Origin of the sequence: Streptomyces naganishii JCM 4654 (genome assembly GCF_014650575.1) — a bacterium.
In the GTDB taxonomy this organism is placed as follows: Bacteria; Actinomycetota; Actinomycetes; order Streptomycetales; family Streptomycetaceae; genus Streptomyces; species Streptomyces naganishii.
In genome coordinates this window covers 1-16,997 of sequence record NZ_BMVF01000035.1, presented here as the reverse complement: position 1 = coordinate 16,997, position 16,997 = coordinate 1, and the positions used below count along the sequence as shown (strand labels likewise).

Annotated in this window: 17 protein-coding genes; 6 read left to right on the top strand and 11 right to left on the bottom strand. The window is 75.5% G+C overall.

Annotated features, from left to right (window positions below):
* Positions 1-14: 14 nt before the first annotated feature.
* The 3 genes from IE217_RS33820 to IE217_RS33810 all read right to left on the bottom strand — a co-directional run bounded on the left by IE217_RS33820 (position 15) and on the right by IE217_RS33810 (position 2,425).
* Entirely contained in the window at positions 15-455 is a 441-nt protein-coding gene (locus tag IE217_RS33820; protein ID WP_190181786.1) for a pyridoxamine 5'-phosphate oxidase family protein, read from the bottom strand.
* 130 nt (positions 456-585) lie between these two features.
* Positions 586-1,299, bottom strand: a complete 714-nt coding sequence (locus tag IE217_RS33815) for a helix-turn-helix domain-containing protein (RefSeq protein WP_190181785.1) — start codon at positions 1,297-1,299, stop codon at positions 586-588.
* A 55-nt stretch (positions 1,300-1,354) separates the two neighbouring features.
* Complete coding sequence (locus tag IE217_RS33810; protein ID WP_190181784.1) at positions 1,355-2,425, bottom strand: zinc-dependent alcohol dehydrogenase family protein; 1,071 nt, start codon at positions 2,423-2,425, stop codon at positions 1,355-1,357.
* A gap of 422 nt (positions 2,426-2,847) precedes the next feature.
* On the opposite strand from IE217_RS33810, the gene IE217_RS33805 reads away from it, so the two are divergent.
* Together IE217_RS33805 and IE217_RS33800 are read left to right on the top strand one after the other, a co-directional pair.
* Entirely contained in the window at positions 2,848-3,399 is a 552-nt protein-coding gene (locus tag IE217_RS33805) for an Rv1733c family protein (RefSeq protein ID WP_190181783.1), read from the top strand.
* Between the two features lie 192 nt (positions 3,400-3,591).
* Entirely contained in the window at positions 3,592-4,947 is a 1,356-nt protein-coding gene (locus IE217_RS33800) for a phosphoribosyltransferase family protein (protein ID WP_190181782.1), read from the top strand.
* Positions 4,948-5,108: 161 nt separating this feature from the next.
* On the opposite strand, the gene IE217_RS33795 is transcribed toward IE217_RS33800, so the two are convergent.
* Together IE217_RS33795 and IE217_RS33790 are read right to left on the bottom strand one after the other, a co-directional pair.
* Positions 5,109-5,621, bottom strand: a complete 513-nt coding sequence (locus IE217_RS33795) for a flavodoxin domain-containing protein (RefSeq protein ID WP_190181781.1) — start codon at positions 5,619-5,621, stop codon at positions 5,109-5,111.
* 16 nt (positions 5,622-5,637) lie between these two features.
* A complete protein-coding gene (locus tag IE217_RS33790; RefSeq protein ID WP_190181780.1) occupies positions 5,638-6,381 on the bottom strand; it encodes a CBS domain-containing protein in 744 nt (247 codons plus the stop codon).
* A gap of 212 nt (positions 6,382-6,593) precedes the next feature.
* On the opposite strand from IE217_RS33790, the gene ppk2 reads away from it, so the two are divergent.
* A complete protein-coding gene (gene ppk2 / locus IE217_RS33785; protein WP_190181779.1) occupies positions 6,594-7,397 on the top strand; it encodes a polyphosphate kinase 2 in 804 nt (267 codons plus the stop codon).
* A gap of 49 nt (positions 7,398-7,446) precedes the next feature.
* On the opposite strand, the gene IE217_RS33780 is transcribed toward ppk2, so the two are convergent.
* The 3 genes from IE217_RS33780 to IE217_RS33770 are packed head-to-tail and all read right to left on the bottom strand — an operon-like array spanning position 7,447 to position 10,302.
* Positions 7,447-8,310, bottom strand: a complete 864-nt coding sequence (locus IE217_RS33780) for a universal stress protein (RefSeq protein ID WP_190181778.1) — start codon at positions 8,308-8,310, stop codon at positions 7,447-7,449.
* A 5-nt stretch (positions 8,311-8,315) separates the two neighbouring features.
* Positions 8,316-9,344 carry a zinc-dependent alcohol dehydrogenase gene (locus IE217_RS33775; protein ID WP_190181777.1) on the bottom strand — a complete coding sequence of 343 codons (1,029 nt, stop codon included), beginning with the start codon at positions 9,342-9,344 and terminating at the stop codon, positions 8,316-8,318.
* 52 nt (positions 9,345-9,396) lie between these two features.
* A complete protein-coding gene (locus IE217_RS33770; RefSeq protein WP_190181776.1) occupies positions 9,397-10,302 on the bottom strand; it encodes a universal stress protein in 906 nt (301 codons plus the stop codon).
* Between the two features lie 244 nt (positions 10,303-10,546).
* On the opposite strand from IE217_RS33770, the gene IE217_RS33765 reads away from it, so the two are divergent.
* The 3 genes from IE217_RS33765 (at position 10,547) to IE217_RS33755 (ending at position 14,307) form a co-directional block, all read left to right on the top strand.
* Positions 10,547-11,548, top strand: coding sequence for an Acg family FMN-binding oxidoreductase (locus IE217_RS33765; protein ID WP_190181775.1), 1,002 nt, complete (start codon positions 10,547-10,549; stop codon positions 11,546-11,548).
* 185 nt (positions 11,549-11,733) lie between these two features.
* Positions 11,734-13,728, top strand: a complete 1,995-nt coding sequence (locus IE217_RS33760) for a PAS domain S-box protein (RefSeq protein WP_190181774.1) — start codon at positions 11,734-11,736, stop codon at positions 13,726-13,728.
* Between the two features lie 120 nt (positions 13,729-13,848).
* On the top strand, positions 13,849-14,307 hold the full coding sequence (locus tag IE217_RS33755; RefSeq protein ID WP_190181773.1) for a universal stress protein: 459 nt from the start codon (positions 13,849-13,851) through the stop codon (positions 14,305-14,307).
* Between the two features lie 93 nt (positions 14,308-14,400).
* On the opposite strand, the gene IE217_RS33750 is transcribed toward IE217_RS33755, so the two are convergent.
* From IE217_RS33750 to IE217_RS33740, 3 genes are all read right to left on the bottom strand, one after another.
* On the bottom strand, positions 14,401-15,108 hold the full coding sequence (locus IE217_RS33750; protein ID WP_190181772.1) for a DUF4389 domain-containing protein: 708 nt from the start codon (positions 15,106-15,108) through the stop codon (positions 14,401-14,403).
* Complete coding sequence (locus tag IE217_RS33745) at positions 15,105-15,773, bottom strand: OsmC family protein (RefSeq protein WP_229865846.1); 669 nt, start codon at positions 15,771-15,773, stop codon at positions 15,105-15,107. Before IE217_RS33745 ends, IE217_RS33750 begins: the two co-directional genes overlap by 4 nt.
* 147 nt (positions 15,774-15,920) lie before the next feature.
* Positions 15,921-16,811, bottom strand: coding sequence for a pyridoxamine 5'-phosphate oxidase family protein (locus tag IE217_RS33740; protein WP_190181771.1), 891 nt, complete (start codon positions 16,809-16,811; stop codon positions 15,921-15,923).
* Between the last annotated feature and the right edge of the window lie 186 nt (positions 16,812-16,997).

Sequence of the window (16,997 nt, the reverse complement as noted above, 5' to 3'; positions counted from 1 at the left end):
TCCCGTTCGCTCGGTCAGAAGAAGGCGTCGAGGCCGTACATGCTGAAGCCGCCGACGAGTTCACGCCCGGTGACCAGTTCCGGCTCGATACGGACGAAGACCTCCCGGGGCGAGGGCGCCCACGAGCGGGGGCCGCCCCGCACCAGGCGCCGGTGCTCGCCGGGGTCGGTCACCACGGCGGCGGGGCCGGTGACGACGACGCTCCAGCCGGAGTGGGCGAGCGGGTCCACCTCGTCGGCCTCGAAGGCGACGACCGCGCCGTCGACCGCGCGGGCCAGCTCGGAGGCCGCCGAGGTGCGCAGGAGCACCGCGCCGTCGCCGTCCAGGCCGAAGTTGACCGGGAGCACCGCGGGCAGTGCGTGGCGCGTGTGCACGATTCGGCCCACCGGCGCCTTGGCCAGCAGCCGCAGGCACTCCTGCCGTTCCAGTTCGCGGATTCCGTCGTTGCGATACATGAGCCGGGTCCGTCTCTCCAGCTGGTTCGGCCGGTACGGCCGCTCTTGTCTCCCCCTCCTTCCATGGTCCCGGCGGCCAGGGCGCCGCAGGAGGGCCGTCGGTCCCGGCCGGTGCGGAGAACGGCCCGGTTCAGACCGTGATCCTGCGGCCGGTGACGGCGAGGGGCTCGATGCGCACCCACTCCTCCCGCCGGCCGCCCGCCCAGGGCACACCGTGCGCCTGCTCGGCGAGCCGCCCGGCCTCGTCGGGGTCCGTGACGGCCCGGGCACGGCCGCGCACCAGCACGCTCCAGCCCTCGCCGAAGGCGTCGTCGATGCGGTCCGCCTCGAAAGCCACCCGGCAGCCCGACGCCCGGAACGCGGTCGTGCCGGGCGCGGTGCGAAAGACGATGTCCCCGTCGACGACGCTGTAGTTGACGGGCACGATCACCGGCCCCGAGCCGGTCTCCACCGCCACGCGCCCCACGCCGTGGGTGCCGAGCAGGACGCGGCACTCCGCCTCGGTCAGCTCGGTGAAGCGCGGGACGCGCGCGGCGGGCCCGGCGCCCGGCGGCAGGTCGGCGGCGCCGCCGGTGAGCTCGGGCACCGTGGTGTGCAGCACGGCGGCGAGCCGGCCCAGCACTCCGGCGCCCGGGGCGGCCAGCGGCCGTTCCTCCAGGTAGGCGAGGTAGCTGGGCGCCATGCCCGCGAGGGCGGCGGTCTCCCTGCGGGTCAGGCCCAGGTCGGCCCGCCGCCGGGCGAGATGCCGCCCGAGGTGACCGAGCGGGCCGCGTTCCTGCGCGGCCTCGGCCGGCGCGTGTTCCCGCGCCGGCCCGGGTGTCTCGGGCGCCGTCTGTCCGGTCATGGCCGGTCCCTGCCTTTCTGCCTGCGTGCCTGTCTGGCGGTGTCCGGGCCGCCGGTCAGGCCGACGTGACCGGGACGACCTCGCGCTGCGGACCGCCGAGTACCACCTTGAGCGCGCCCGTCTCGGCGGCGTGCGCGAAGACGTCGTACGCCTCCTCCATGCGCTCCAGCGGGAAGGTGTGGGTGACCAGCTGGGAGGCGGGCAGCCGGCCGGCGGCGGCCATCCGCAGCAGGGTCGGCGTGGAGTGGGTGTCGACCAGGCCCGTGGTGATGGTCACGTTCTTGATCCACAGGTCTTCCAGGTGCAGGGTCGCGGGGCGGCCGTGCACGCCCACGTTGGCGACGTGGCCGCCGGGGCGCACCATGCGGGTGCACAGCTCGAAGGTCTCCGGCACGCCCACCGCCTCGACGACCACGTCGGCGCCGAGCCCTCCGGTGAGGTCGGCGACCAGCTGCTCGGGGGTCTCGCGGGCGTCGGCCACCACCTCCGCGCCCAGCTTGCGCGCGGCCTCCAGGCGTGCGGGGGCCACGTCCACGGCGATGACGCGCTCCGGCGCGAACAGCCGGGCCGTGGCGATCGCCGCGAGCCCCACGGGTCCGGCCCCGACCACGGCCACGGTGTCCCCAGGCCGTACCCGCCCGTTGAGCACGCCGACCTCGTAGGCGGTCGGGAAGATGTCGGCCAGCAGCACCGCGTCCTCGTTGGTCACCGAGGCCGGCAGCGGGTGCACGGACAGGTCGGCGAAGGGCACCCGGACGTACTCCGCCTGCGTGCCGTCGACGAGGTGGCCGAGGATCCAGCCCCCGCCGCCGCGGCACTGGCCGTACATGGCCTCGCGGCAGAAGCGGCAGCGGCCGCAGGAGGTGATGCACGAGACCAGGACCCGGTCGCCGGGCCGTACGGTGCGCACGTCGGCGCCGACCTCGACGACCTCGCCCACCGCCTCGTGCCCCAGGATCGTGCCGGGGCGCACCTCGGGTACGTCCCCCTTGAGGATGTGCAGGTCGGTGCCGCAGATGGTGACGGTGTCGACGCGTACTACGGCGTCGGTCGGCTCCTGGACACCGGGGTCCGGGACGTCCTCCCAGGCGGCCTGCCCGGGACCGTGGAACACATAGCCTTTCATGCCGGATCTCACCCTCTTCTCGGGAGCTTGTCGGCGGTGCTCTCCCGGCAGTGGGCGCCTTCGCGGCGCCACGCCGCTTTTGCCCCGCAGATCCAGCTTGTCCCGAGGACGGGGATCGCGCATGGGCCGGACGGCCCTTGCCCGCGCAGCCAGGGACCGGCTTCGCTCGCGGCGTGTCCACGGGTGCCCCGGACGGGGCCCACCGGCCCGGGCCGGGCGCCGAGGAGGGTCCGGTCGGCCCTCGTGCGCCCCCTGACCGGCCCATGTCGTGGCGCGCTCGGCGCTGCCACCGTGAACACGGGAAAGAGGAGGTGGCGACCGTGAGCGGCACCAGCGGCAGGAAGCCGGGCGACAGGCCCGGGAAGCCGGGGACGACGAGGAGGACGAGAGGGACGGGGAGGACGGGGAGGACACGCGGGCGGGTGTGGCTGTGGCGGTGGCGCGTCAGCCCCCTGCGCCGCCACGACGACGTCGTCGAGGCCTGGCTCCTGCTCGTGACGTGGGCGGTCATCCTGGTCGGCGGCGCGCTCGCCGGCACCCTTGCGGCGCGCGCGGCGGACCAGGAGTTCGCCCACCAGCGCGCGGACCGGCACCCGGTCGCGGCGGTCCTGGTCACGGACGTCCCGCGGACGGCCGCCGGCGGCGACGCCTACCGCGCCCCGGCGAAGGTGCGCTGGACCGCGCCCGACGGCACCGCCCGCACCGGACGCACCCTGGTGGAGACCGGACTGCGCTCCGGGACCAAGGTGACCGTCTGGCAGAACGGCCGGGGCACGCTCACCACCCAGCCGCCCGGACCGACGGAGGCACGGGTCGAGGCCGCCCTCTTCGGCACGTCGGCCGCCCTGGCCCTGGCCGGCCTCGTCTGGGGCGGCACCGCCCTCGCGCGCTGGCGCCTGGACCGGCACCGCTACGAGCAGTGGGGCGTGGAGTGGGAGCTCATCGGCCCCCGCTGGGACCAGAAGACCGGCTGACGCACGACGAGCCGCCCGCACCACTCACCCCTCTGCTGTCCAGCGACCCCCGGAGAAAGGCCGAACGGCCCTTCCCCGGGGGTCGCTCGTCTCTGCCCGCGCGCGCCGGGACGCGCTCCAATGGGAAATTGGGAAGTGCGGTGAGCGGCCACCGCCGCGTCACCGCGGCCACGCACGAGGAGGTGGCGGCGCATGCGTTACGCGAACCGCGCGGACGCCGGGCGGCGGCTGGCCCGGCATCTGGAGTACCTGCGCGACACGGACCCGGTGGTGCTGGGAGTGCCCCGGGGCGGTGTCCCGGTGGCCCTGGAAGTGGCCCGGCACCTCGGCGCCCCGCTGGACCTCGCCGTGGTGCGCAAACTGCGCGTGCCCTGGCAGCCGGAGCTCGGCTTCGGCGCGATCGGCGAGCACGGGGTGCGCGTCCTGAACCAGGACGTCGTACGCGAGAGCGGTCTCGGCCCGGCCGAGCGGGAGACCGCCGAGCGGGCCGCGCGCGCCGAGCTGGAGCGGCGGGTGCGCCGCTGGCGGGGCGGTCGCGCGCCGCTGCCGCTGACCGGGCGGACCGCCGTGGTCGTCGGCGACTCGCTGGCGACCGGCGCGGCCGTGGAGGCGGCCTGCCGGGTGGCCCGGGCCCGTGGCGCCAGGAGCGTGGTCCTCGCGGTGCCGGTGGGCCCGGAGGCGGCGCTGCCGTGTCTGCGCACGGTCGCGGACCGGGTCGTCTGCCCGCAGCCGCTGCGCCACCCGGGCTCCCTGGGCGCCTGGTACGAGGACTTCACGCCGGTCACGGACGCGGAGGTCGACGCGGCCACCGGCGTCCCCGGTGCGGCCGTCGGCGCCCCCGTGACGGCCGGTGCCACGACGGCCGGGGCCGCCCCCGGCGGCCCCGCGCCCGAGCGGGAGATCGAGGTGCCGGCCGGGCCGGCCCGGCTGGCCGCCGTGCTCACCCTGCCCGCCATGGCCCGCGCGCTGGTGGTCTGCGCCCACGGCGGCTGCACCGGACGGCACAGCCCCGAGCAGCGCTACGTCGCCGAGGCGCTCCAGCGGGCGGGCCTCGGCACGCTGCTCGTCGACCTGCTCACCGAGGAGGAGGAGCGCGACCGGCACAACGTCTTCGACATCGTGCTGCTGGCCAGGCGCCTGCACGCCACCGTGACCCTGCTCGGCCGGGAGACCGGGCTGCCCGTGGGCCTGTGCGGGGCCGGCACGGGCTCCGGGGCCGCCCTGGCGGCCGCGGCGGACGACGGCGTACGGGCCGTGGTCAGCCTCGGCGGCCGGCCCGACCTGGCCGGACCCGCCGCGCTGGCCCGGGTGCGCGCCCCGGCGCTGTTCGTGGTCGGCGCCCTGGACACCCGGATGCTCGGCCGCAACCGGCTCGCGGCGGAGTGGATGCGCTGCGACCACCGCGTGGCCGTGGTCCCCGGCGCCGCTGACGTGCTCGCCGGCCCGGTCGCCCGCCGGACCGCGACGGCCCTCGCCCGGGACTGGTTCACCGCCCATCTCACGCGCCCGGAAGAAGTGCCGCGGCCCCGGCCCCTCACCTCCGTGTGAGGGAGCCGCGAGTCCGCGTGAGGGAGCCGCGAGTCCGTGCGAGGGACCGCGAGGCAGCACCGAACGGGAGCACCGGACGACGCGCCGAACGGGAGCACCGGACGACGGGAGTGCCCCGGCACCGGGTGACCGGTGCCGGGGCACTCCCTCCCCCCTCCCCCTCAGTGGCCGTCGGGCCCCCTCCCCGTGATCTGCCCGGCGATACGGTCCGCCCAGGCCTCGATCGCGGGGAAGTCGCGGAAGTCCCCTCCCTTGCCCTGCTTGACGATCATGCGAGCCATCCTGCCCTTCGCGCCCTCCTCCAGCCGGCCGCCGAAGGTCGCGTGCTCGCTGACGTCCAGCCGGGCCATGGCGCGCCGCACCCCGGGCACGGGCGGTATGTCCCGCTCGGAGGCCGAGGCGTCCAGCGGGCCGCTGCTGAAGAACCAGACCGGGCGGCCCGACAAGGACCTGCGGTGACGCCGCACGAAGCGGCGGGCGTCCTTCTGCCAGCGCCCCGCGTACAGTCCGCCGCCGACGACTACGGCGTCGTAGGCGGACACCTCGGACACCTGCCCGGCGGGCAGGGCCTGGGCGTCCAGGCCGTCCGCGCGCAGGGTCCGGGCGACGGCCTCGGCGATCTGCGCCGTGGATCCGTTGGCCGATCCGTAGGCGACCAGCACCTTCTCCGCCATGGCGGTCCGCCTCCTCTCACCGTCCGCGCAGCCAGTTGTCGGCCACGCCGTGCAGGGCCTGCTCCTCGGGCTGCACGCGGGTGTCGTCGAGCCTGTAGGTGAGCTTGTCGACGACGTCGACGACGCCGTCGATCTGCCGGGTCATCGACACGGCGATCTCGGTGTCGCTGCGCCGCTCCATGTGCCCGTTCAGGGTGACGACGCCCTCGGTCACCGACACGGAGACGGTGCGCGGCGCCAGCCACAGGGTCCGTACCAGCACCTCGCGCACGACCTCGTCGCGGATCTCGCCGTCCGGGCGCAGGAAGACCCGCAGCAGGTCGCGCCGGGTGACGATGCCGACCAGCCGGTCCTCCTCGTCCACCACGGGCAGCCGCTCCACGTGGCGCCTCGCCATGGTGCGGGCGGCCTCGACGATGGTCTCGTCGGCGTGCACGGTGACGGGCGGCTCGGTCATCAGCTGGCCGGCGGTACGCGCCCTGGCCTTGGCTGCGCGGCGGCGGGACCCGGCGGTGAGCGCGGTGAGGCGCTCGTACCAGGGGCGTCCGTTCGCCTCGTAGGGGCCTGCGGGCGTGTGCGTCTGGCGCATCATCAGGTCGGTCTCGGAGATGACGCCGATGACCTGGTCGTCCTCGTCGACCACGGGCAGTCCGCTGACGCGGTGGTCGGCGAGCAGGCGTGCGACCTCCTTGAACGGAGTGCCGTACCCGGCCCGGACGACCTCGGTGGTCATCACGGAGCCGATCTTGTCGTGCTTCATGTCCGTTCCTCCTCTGCCGCTGAGGCCACCGGCGTGCGTGTCGTGCCTCGACGCTTGAAGCATCCCGCTGTGCGGGCGGCGCTCCCATGGGCTGTTGGGGGCGGACCCTGGGCCGGTCGGCCCCAAGTCGCGCCCGGCGCGGGGACCGGGCGCCGGGTCGGCGGCCGGGCCCGCGGGTGCGCGGGCCGCCGCCGGAAAGTACGGTTCCTGCTGTGGGCGACACGAAGGCGGCGAAGCTGCCGCGCAAGGCGTACGAGAGCGAACTGCTGCGTCTCCAGACGGAGTTGGTGAGGCTCCAGGAGTGGGTGCGGGCGACCGGCGCGCGGCTGGTGGTGGTGTTCGAGGGGCGCGACGCGGCCGGCAAGGGCGGCACGATCAAGCGGGTGACCGAGCACCTCAATCCGCGCGTCGCCCGGATCGCGGCGCTGCCGAAGCCGACCGAGCGCGAGCGCACCCAGTGGTACTTCCAGCGCTACGTGGAGCAGCTGCCGGCGGCGGGCGAGATCGTGCTGTTCGACCGGTCCTGGTACAACCGGGCCGGTGTGGAGCATGTGATGGGCTTCTGCACCAAGGAGGAGTACCAGCGGTTCCTGCGCCAGTGCCCCATCTTCGAGCGGATGCTGGTGGAGGACGGGATCCTGCTGCGCAAGTACTGGTTCTCGGTGAGCGACGCCGTGCAGCAGGAGCGGTTCAGGCGCCGCCTTGAGGACCCGCTGCGCCGCTGGAAGCTGTCGCCGATGGACCTGGAGTCCATCACCCACTGGGAGGCGTACTCGCGGGCCAAGGACGAGATGATGGTGCACACCGACATCTCGGAGGCGCCCTGGTACGTGGTCGAGAGCGACGACAAGCGCCGCGCCCGGCTGAACATGATCGCCCACCTGCTGGACAGCGTGCCCTACCACGAGGTGTCGCCCCCGGTGCTGGAACTGCCCGAGCGGCCGCCGTCCACGGGCTACGAGCGCCCGCCGCGCGATCTTCAGACCTACGTCCCCGATCACGCGGCGGGCCTCTGACCTCCCCCGCTTACGACACCGGCGCCGCCGGATGCGGCCGCCCGCCGCCTCAGCCGCGCCGCGGCACCACGGCGACCGGGCAGGCCGAGTGGTGCAGCACGGCGTGGGCGACCCGGCCGAGCTGGAGCCCGAAGTGACCCTCGCCGCGCCGGGCGCCGACGACCAGCAGGTCGGCCTCGTGCGCGGCGGCCAGCAGCACCCTGCGGGCCGGTCCCTCCACGGCGCTGCGCTCCACCTTGACGCCCGGCGGGACGTCCCGCAGGGCCGTGTCCAGGGCCTCGACGGCCGCCACCTCCTCCAGTCCGGGCTGGCCGTCGATCAGCGGATGGCCGGCGCCCTCGCGTGCCGGCGCCCGCCAGGCCCGTACCGCCTCCAGGACGGCCCCGCGCCGGGCGGCCTCCGCGGCGGCGAACTCCACCGCCAGGCCGGGCTCCTTGCCGACGCCGACGACCACGCGGCCGTGCACGGGCGTGCGGGCCTGGTTGTCGTTGTTGCCGCGCACCACGATCACGGGGCAGTCGGCGTGCCCGGCCGCGAACAGGCTGACCGAGCCGAGCAGCAGGTCGGCGATGCCGCTGCGGCCGCGGGTGCCCACGACCAGGGCGGAGGCGTTGCGGCCCTCGCGCACCAGCGCGTACTCGGGTTCCTCGGGCAGCGCGGCCATGCTGATCGGCAGGCCGGGCCGGCGGGCGCGGGCCCGCCGGGCGGCGGCCTCGACGACGTCCTGGGCGCGTACCTCGGCCTCGGGCTTGCCGAGCTCCTGGGCGATCGAGGCGCCCTCGTAGCGCTCCCAGAGCGCGGCGTACACCACGCGCAGCGGCACTTGGCGCAGGGCGGCCTCGTCGGCCGCCCAGTCGGCGGCCCGCAGGCTGGGCTCGGAGCCGTCGACGCCGACGACGAGCGGCAGGTCCACGGCGCTCACCTGCCTTCGCCCGTGCCGAGGTCGAACACGATGCGGGCCTTGACCTCGCCGCGCAGCACCTCGTCGATGGCCTCGTTGACGGCCTCCAGCGGGCGCGTCTCGTGGATGACCCGGGTCCGGCCGTCCGCGTGGAGCTGGAACACCTCGGCGAGGTCCTGGCGGGTGCCGACGATGGAGCCGATCACCGAGGTGCCGTTGAGCACGGTGTCGAAGATCGGCACGCGGATGGTGCCGTGCGCGGGCAGGGCCACCATGACGAGCTTCCCGCCGCGCCTGAGGCCCGAGTTGACCGCCTGGAAGGCGTCCTCGTTCACGGCGAGGGCGATCGCCGCGTGGGCGCCGCCGTGCCGCTTGAGCTCCTCGCCCACGTCCTGGGTGCGGGCGTCGATGAGGATGTCCGCGCCGAGTTCGGCGGCGAGCCTCAGCTTGTCGTCGGTGACGTCGATGGCGGCGACCCGGGCGCCGGCGATCTTGGCGTACTGCACGGCCAGATGGCCGAGTCCGCCCACCCCGGAGACCGCGACCAGCTGGGCCGGCCCGACCCCGGCGACCTTGAGCGCCTTGTACGTGGTGACGCCGGCGCAGGTCAGGGGGGCCGCGTCGAGCGGGCTGACGCCCTCGGGCACCGGCTGGGCGAAGTCGGCCCAGGCCAGCATCTTCTCGGCGTAGCCGCCGTCGCAGCCGTAGCCGGTGTTGATCTGCTGCTCGCACAGCGTCTCCCAGCCGGACAGGCAGTGCTCGCACCGCCCGCAGGCCCGGCCGAGCCAGGGCACGGCCACGCGCTGCCCGACGGCCAGGTGGGTGACGCCCTCGCCGAGCTCCTCGACCAGGCCGACGCCCTCGTGACCGGGGATGAACGGTGGGCTGGGCTTGACCGGCCAGTCGCCGTGGGCGGCGTGGATGTCGGTGTGGCACAGCCCGGATGCCTCGACGCGGATCCGGACCTGGCCGGGGCCGGGCTCCGGGTCCGGGCGCTCCTCGATGACGAGGGGCTCGCCGAAGCTCCGTACGACCGCTGCCTTCATGATGTGTGCTCCTCGGATGAGTGACCGGGGTGGTGGTTCGTGCGGGGGTGGGTCAGCCGTGGGCGACGACGGCGACCGGGGCGGTGCCGTGGTGCAGGACGGCGTGGGTGACGTGGCCGATGTGGGTGCCGAACGGGTTGCGGCGCACCCGCCGGCCGACGACGACCAGGGACGCCTCCGCGGAGGCGGCGACCAGGGCGTCGGCGGCGTTGCCGCAGTGGGAGTCCTCGACGACCTCGACGTCGGGGTACTTGTGCCGCCAGGGGCGCAGCGCGTCGGCCAGGGCGGTGGCCTCGCCGGCCGCCAGGGAGGCGTGCAGCTCGGCGTCCAGGGGCATGGCGTAGGCGTAGTACGTGGGCGGGTACCAGGCGTGCACGGCGCGCAGCGAGGTGCCGCGGCGGCGGGCCGCCTCGAAGGCGAACTCGATCAGGGCGTCGTCCGGGGCGGCGGTGTCCAGGCCGAGGACGACGGGCCGGAAGGCGGTCGCGGTGGACGGGACGCCGGCCGGGTCGCTCTCGTGCTCGTCCGCGGCCTGTTCGTCGGCGCGGACCAGCACGACGGGGCTTTCGGCGTGCGCCACGACGGACATGCCGATCGAGCCGACCATGAAGCCGCCGAGGCCGCCGAGGGCGCGGGACCCGAGCACGATCAGCCCGGACTCCTTGGCGACCTTGGTCAGCAACTCTCCTGCGTGGCCGGGGAGCTGTTCGGTCATCACTTCCACGCCGGGGTGGCGCGACCGCAGTCCCTGAGCGGCCTCGCGCGGCACCCGCTCGGTCCAGTGCTGGTGGGTCTCGGCGCCGAGCAGCGGCGCCTGCGCCATGGGCTCGGGCACCGGTTCCCACACATGGACGAGCTTGACGGGGACGCCGAGCAACTTCGCCTCGCGCGCCGCCCATTCGGCGGCGGCCCGGCTCTCGGGTGATCCGTCGAGACCGACGGCGACGGTGCGGGGCATGGTCTCCACCTCCTGTGACGAGTTCTTCCACTACGAGCCTGCCTGCCGCGGCCCGCCCGGTGGAGGGGCCGCTGGTCCCCCCGTGGGTCCGACCGTCCCGATCCCGGCGCCCCGGGCCCCGGGGCGGGACCTGTGGGGGGACGTCCGGGGCCACTCGGCCTCTCGGGGGCGGGGCGGAACGGGGGAAGACTGGGCGGATCACCGACAAGGTCCGCGGGACGCGGTCCGCCGGGAGGAGTCCGCGATGAGCACCGGCACGTCAGTCGAGGTCACGACCCTGGAGCGGCTGGTCGCCGCCGCCGCGGCCGCGCCCTCCGTCCACAACACCCAGCCCTGGCGCTTCCGTCTCGACCCCGGGACCGAGACGCTGCAGATCCGCGCCGCCGCCGACCGCGGCCTGCGCCACATCGACCCGGCCGGCCGCGCCCTGCACGTCTCCGTGGGCTGCGCGCTGCTCAATCTGCGGGTCGCCGCCGCCCACTTCGGCCGTGAGCCGGTCACCCGGCTGCTGCCGCGCCCGGACCTGCCCACGCTGCTGGCCACCGTACGGCTCGGCGGTCCGGCGGCCCACAGCGCGTACGCCTCCGTCCTGTACGACGCCGTGTGGCGCCGGCGCAGCAGCCGCCATCCGTTCTCCGGCCGCCCGCTGCCGGCCCGGGTGCGCGCCGAACTCGTCGAGGCCGCCCAGGCGGAGGGCGTCGCGCTCACCCTGCCCGGACCGGAGGAGACCGAGCGCGTACTGCTGGTCACGCGGGAGGCGGAGCGGCGCAACACCGCCGACGCCGACCGCGCCGCCGAGTCCCGCCACTGGCTGCGCGAGCACGCCCCCGGCGCGCGCTACGACGGCCTGGGCGTGCCCGAATCCGCCCTGGGCGCCCAGGACTTCATGGACCGGGTGCCGATGCGGGACTTCGGCGCGCACCGCAGCCCGGCGGCGCTGAGCGCCCGCCCGTACGAGACGCGGCCGGTGATCGCGGTGCTGTCCACCGCGCACGACCGCCGCGCCGACTGGCTGCGCGCCGGCCAGGCGCTCGAGCGCGTGCTGCTGGTGGCCACCGTGCACGGCGTACGGGCCTCCCTGCTGCACCAGGGTCTGGAGTGGCCCGACCTGCGCTCCCGGATCGGCCCCCGGGCGAGCGGCCGCGCCGGCCACGCCCAGATGGTGATCCGCCTCGGCTACGGCCCCGAGGGCGCCGCCTCCCCGCGCCGCACCCTCGCGGACGTCCTCGCGGACGACGGGCACTGAACTTCCGTACGCCGCACGCCGGTTCGTGAAACCGCGAGGCGAACGCCAGACGTCCGTGCCCGGTCCGGCCGCGTAACGTATGCGGAACTCTTCGGACAGGGACGCTCAGTACGCGACATGCCCGTGCGCGTCCCGCGCGCCTGCGCTGTGATGGCCCATCGGCTCAGGAAGCGGGCGGGACGGACATGAGCGCATTCGTTGGCGAATCGGCACATCCGCCGCGCCCACAGGTCCTCGAGCCGCACGCGCCGGCTGCCGAGGAGTGCCGGTGCGGCCGGCCGGGCCGTCAGGACGCGCCGCGGGGCCCGGAGGGCGCGCCGTCGGCCGCCGAGGAGCGGTTCCGCGGGCTGCTGGAGGCGGCCCCGGACGCCATGGTCATCGTGGACGACACCGGCGCCATCCGCCTGGTGAACGCGCAGACCGAGGCCCTGTTCGGCTACCGGCGCGAGGAACTGCTGGGCAACCCGGTGGAGTTGCTCGTACCGCACCGCTTCCGCGCCCACCACACCCGCCACCGCGACGGCTACTCCGCCAACCGCCAGGTGCGGCCCATGGGCGCGGGCCTGGAGCTGCACGGGCGGCGCAAGAACGGCACCGAGTTCCCGGTGGAGATCAGTCTCAGCCCGCTGGAGACCGCGGACGGGCTGCTGGTGTCCGCGGCCGTCCGGGACGTCAGCGACCGCAAGGCGGCCGAGGCCCGCATCAACGAGCTCGCCGCGCTGGTGGAGTCCTCCCAGGACGCCATCCTCGCCAAGACGCTCGACGGCTACATCACCTACTGGAACGCGGCCGCGGCCCGCCTTTACGGCTACACGGCCGAGGAGGCCATCGGGCGGCACGTGTCCATGCTCGCCCCGCCCGAAGGGCAGGACGAGATCAGCGCGCTGCTGCGCCGGCTGCGGCACGGCGAGAAGGTCGAGCACTTCGAGACCCTGCGGCTGACCAGGAACGGGACGTTCCTCGACGTGGACGTCACGCTGTGGCCGACCCGGGACACCCGCGGCCGGGTGGTCGGCGCGTGCGCCATCGTGCGGGACATCGGCGACCGCAAGCGCGCGGAGGCGGAGCTCACCGCCCTGCTGGAGCAGCAGCGGCACATCGCGCTCACTTTGCAGCGCAGTCTGATGGGCACCCCGCCCGCGCTGCCGGGCATCGCCACGGCCAGCCGCTACCGGCCCGCCACCCAGGGCGCCGGCGTCGGCGGCGACTGGTTCGACCTCATCCCGCTGGGCGCCGGACGGGTCGGCGTCCTCATCGGGGACGTGATGGGCCGGGGCCTGGAGGCCGCCGCCGTCATGGGCCAGCTGCGTTCGGCCGCGCACGCGCTGGCCAAGACGGGGATGCAGCCGCGCCAGCTGATGCAGGCCCTGGACACGGTCGTCGCCGACCTGGACGTGCCCGACCAGCTGGTCACCTGCTGCTATCTGGTGGTCGCCCCGGACGACGGCACGGTCACCGTCTGCTCGGCCGGGCACCTGCCCACCCTCGTGGTGGGCCCGCGGGACGGCGTACGGCCGCTGCCCGCGCCGGTCAACGCCCCGCTCGGCGTCGGCGGCGTCCTGTACGAGCAGTCGTGCGCGGACATACCGCCCGGCGCCACCCTCGTCCTGTACACCGACGGCCTGATCGAGACGCCGGGCAGCGACATCGAGGCCCGGCTCGGCGAGCTCACCTCCGTCCTCGACGCCTGCTTCGCCGGCGCCACCGGTCTGGAGGCGGCGGCCGACCATGTGCTCGGCGCCCTGCTGCCGGACGCGGAGAGCCACAACGACGACGTCACCCTGCTGCTCGCCCAGCTCCCGGCCGCGCCGCTGGCCGCGCTCACCACCCGGCTGGCCGTGGATCCGTCGTCGGTGCGCGAGGGGCGGGCCTTCCTCGGCCGGGCCCTGGCCGCCTGGGACTGCGCGGCGCCCGCGTACGACGCCCAGCTGCTGCTCTCCGAGATCCTCACCAACGCCGTCCAGCACGCCCAGGGCCCGATCGCGCTGCGCCTGTGCCGTACGGCCACGGACCTCACCGTGGAGGTCGGCGACCGCAGCCCGCACCTGCCCGAGCCGCGGGTGGCGGCCGAGGACGACGAGTCAGGGCGCGGGCTGTTCCTGGTGCGCGCGCTCGCCGAGAGCTGGGGCGTACGGCCCACCGACGAGGGCAAGACCACCTGGTTCACGCTGAAGCTGTGAACGGCCCGGGACTCCGGTCGCGTCCTCCGGCTGGCACAGTCACGCCGGTCCGGGCAGCGTGGACTCAAGGACCGTGGACGTCACCGTGACGCGGGACAGCGACTGCTGAGTGAGGTGGCCATGCAAACCTCTGGAGCGCGACGCCGGGTGGTAGTGGGTGTGGACGGCTCCCCGTCCTCGTACGCCGCCCTGCGCTGGGCGTTCGGATACGCCGGGCTCGTCGGCGGTGTCGTGGAGGCGATCCACGTCTGGGACACGCCCTCCGACGTCGGCTGGACGGGACCGGCGATCGACCCCGAGTACGACCTGGAGCAGGCCCGGGAGCGCTTCGCCGGGGAGCTGCGGGGCGTCTTCGGCGAGGAGCACCCGGCCGGACTGGAGGAGCACCTCGTCGAGGGCGACCCCTCCGAGGTGCTGATCCGCGCGTCGGAGGGGGCGGAGATCCTCGTCGTGGGCAGCCGCGGCCGGGGCGGTTTCGCGCGCGCCATGCTCGGCTCGGTCAGCCAGCGCTGCGCCCAGCACGCGGCCTGCCCGGTGGTCGTGGTCCGCAAGGAACACGGCCAGGACCCGTCGCGCTGACCCGTCGCGCCGGCGCGCCGGCCCGTCGCACCGGCGCGGTGGCCCGTTGCGCCGGCGCGGTGGCCCGTTGCGCCGGCGCGGTGGACCGGGCGGTCACGCCTTGGTGCCGGGCTCCCCGTCCCGCACGGCGTCCGCCGTGGGCTCCGTGCCGCCGAGGTCGAGCCGGAAGGGCGGGTACTCGTCCGTCATCAGGCCGACGTAGGCGGCGACCCGCAGCACCCACCGGTTCAGGCCCATCACGAGGTCGAACAGGCCGGGCGGGTAGGCGCCGGTGAACAGCAGGGCCACGCCCGCGAAGACGCTGAGCAGGGCGATCAGACCCGTGCCGCCCCACCAGCCGAGGTGCAGGCCGCCCAGCAGGACGCCGACGACCAGGTAGTGCGGCAGCGCCAGCAGCCACCACTTGACCATGACCAGGCCGCGCGACATCCGCTCGGGGTACACGATGTCGAGGCGGGCCGGGTAGGACGGCTCCTCGCCGAGGCTGAACGGCGGGTAGCGGTCGGTGCCGAGGGCGCCGTAGGTGTAGTACGCCACCCGCCAGGTCCAGCGCAGCACACCGGCCTGGAAGTCGAACAGCGGCCGGGGGCTGCGCCCGGTGAACAGGATGGCGAAGCCCGCCGCGAGACCGGCGAGGACGAAGCCGGTCCACAGGAACGCCAGCACCACGAGGTGCGGGATCGCGAGGATCCACTTCACCAGCCACAGCCACCGCGACAGCGGGGCGTCCAGCGTCGCCCGCACGCTCACCGGCGGGCGGCCGGCGGCCGGGAAGTCCGTGGCGGTCGGATACGTGCTCATGTCCGGCTCCCCTCCGGGGCCGGGGCTTCCGTGACCGCCGGCTCCCCCTGTGGTCCGCACACGACCTCGAGCCCGATGCCGGGGACGCGTGCGAGGGTGTTGCTCACCGTGCAGTGGGAGACCACCGCGCGCAGGGCCTGCATGCGGTCCGGGGGCAGCGCGGGCGCCTCCACCGTCAGCGACAGCGCGGCCACGCGGGCCGGGCGGTCCTCGGCCATGCGGAATCCCGCGTCGACGCGCAGCCCGGTCCGGTCCACGCCGTGCCGGTCGAGGAAGCGTCCCGCGTAGTGCGCGGCGCACGAGGCGAGGGAGGCCACGAACAGTTCCACGGGCGTGGGCGCGGTGTCCTTGCCGCCGTCCGAGCGGGGCTGGTCGACGGTGAGGACGTGGCCGCGGACGCGGATCTCGTAGGCGTCGCCCGCGACCGGGACGACCTCGACGCGTCCGGACGGGCCGGCGGGCGCGGAGTCCACCGCGGCCGCCTGGAACAGCAGCAGGGCCGCCAGCCGCCTGGCCTCCTCGGGCGTCAGCGACGCCCACAGCTCGCCCTTGTCCTCGGACGTGCAGGTGGTCTCCAGGACGACGCGGCCCATGGACGCGGGCAGACCGTGGGGTGCGAAGCGGGTGACGCCGACCGTGCGGCCGCACCCTGTCTCGATGTTCATCTCGGCTCCCTCACTGCGGCCCGGGCGGAGGACCGCCCCTTGTACCTCCCAGTCCACCGCCGCTCCCCCGCCGCCGTCCCGGGCCGAACAGCCCCCGTCCCGCCACGAAGGTCCCCACCTCGGGCGGGGGCGTCCGGCGGGGGTCGCTCAGCCGCCGGCCGGGGTGATGCGGCGGCCCGTCAGGCGGGTGGGGGCGATCCTCACCCAGAGGGGGCGCGGGCCGCCCGCCCAGGGGGTGGAGCGGGCCCGTTCCGCGAGCCGTCGCACCGCCTCGGGGTCCGTGACGGCCTCGGCGCGGCCGACGGCGAGGACGCTCCAGCCCCGGCTCATCGTCTCGTCGACGTGGTCCACCTCGAAGGCCACCTCCTGGCCGACGGCCGCCGCCGGGGCCGCGTCCGGCGCGGTGCGGAAGTAGAGGGCGTCGTCCACGACGTCGTAGTTGACCGGGAGGACGGCGGGACCGTCCGGCCCGGTCAGGGCGACGCGGCCGACGCCGTGCGTGGACAGCAGGGCCCGGCACTCGTCCGCGCCGAGGTCGGTGAGGCGGGGGTGGAGCAGCGCCTGCCCCTGCCCGGGCGGCAGGTCCTGGTCGCCGCCGCGCAGCGCCACGAGGGTGGTGCCGAGCGCGTCGGCCAGGCGCAGCAGGGTCGCCATGCCCGGCTCGGAGGGGCGCTGCTCGAGGTAGGCGAGGTACTGCGGGGACATCCGGGCGCGGGCGGCCGTCTCCTCCAGGCCGAGCCCTTGCCGCCGCCGGGCGTCCGCGAGCCGCCGCCCGAAGTCGCCGGCCCGGCTCGCCCCCGGCGGCGCCGCGCCCCGCGCACGCGGTCCTTCGCCGGCCGGCGGCTCCTCGTGCCCGAGGTGACGCACATGGGCGTCCGGCCCGGGGAACACGAGGCTGACCTCGCCCGTGTCCGACCAGCGGACGTCGTAGGGCGGTGTGCCGTCGTCGTGGTGCAGGCCGACGATCTCGCCGTCGCGCCGTGTGGCGCCGGTGGCAGGACTTTCGACGACCAGCCGGTCGCCCAGCCGAGCGTGCATGGACGGGCCTCCTCACGGAGGGTGCGCTGTCGCGGCCCAGGGGCCGTGTTCCGGTCCGCGTTCCCAGGATCGCCCGTCCGGCACGCCCGCACCAGCGTCAGCGGGCCGCGGGGGCCTCTCCGTCGCCCACGGGGGCGTGCCAGGTCAGGCGGGTGCCGCCGCCCTCCGGCGTGACCCACTCCATGT